The 678-nt window shown below is 52.7% G+C and carries 1 protein-coding gene; it reads left to right on the top strand.

The genetic code is table 11. From position 1 onward, the window contains the following. Positions 1–611, top strand: a 611-nt coding sequence (locus AK963_RS34235; RefSeq protein WP_202969959.1) for a hypothetical protein, incomplete at its 5' end; no start/stop codon positions are given. Positions 612–678 lie beyond the last annotated feature (67 nt).

Raw genomic sequence — 678 nt, 5'->3', positions numbered from 1 at the left:
GGATCAGCGTTGACCATATCAAGGCCGGTAAGGGAACCGGTGAAGCCCCGATCAAGGAATGCCCTGAGTGCTTTGAACTGATCCTCGCAGGCCTCCGGGTATGCCCTGCCTGCAACTATGAATTTCCAGAGCGGGAAAAGCACGAATCGGAAGCATCCAGTGCAGCCCTGCTCGCCTCCCAGGTTGAGCCTGAATGGCTCGATGTTGATGAGATTATCTATCACCGCCATGAAAAGAACGGCAAGCCGCCCTCTGTCCAAGTCAGTTATCGGTGCGGGTTTTCAACCGTCCGTGAGTGGGTCTGCTTTGAGCATGGCGGGTATGCACGACAAAAGGCTGTTTTGTGGTGGGTAAAACGCTTTGGACACGAACCGCCACCGGAGTTCACCGATGATGCCATCGACCGGCTAATCAACGTCCGGGATATGCGTGAGCCCTGCCGGATAGAAGTGATACAGGATGGTCGCTGGCAGCGGGTCAGGGCTTATGACTTTACCACCAAGGAAGGGACTCCGAGCGAATGGAACGACAACCCGGCTGGTAGACCGAGACAGAATGACGCCTTTGAGGCTGGCCACTTTGATGTTTTTGATACGGATATTGATTTTTAGGGAGATAGGGATATGGATATTGTTCAAAAGTGCGAGAAAGATCACACCATGATTCATTGTTTTGAGT

It is taken from the genome of Endozoicomonas atrinae (assembly GCF_001647025.1).
GTDB classification, from domain to species: domain Bacteria; phylum Pseudomonadota; class Gammaproteobacteria; order Pseudomonadales; family Endozoicomonadaceae; genus Endozoicomonas; species Endozoicomonas atrinae.
Note: the sequence above shows the minus strand (reverse complement) of the source record. Positions and strands in the feature narration are given on the sequence as shown.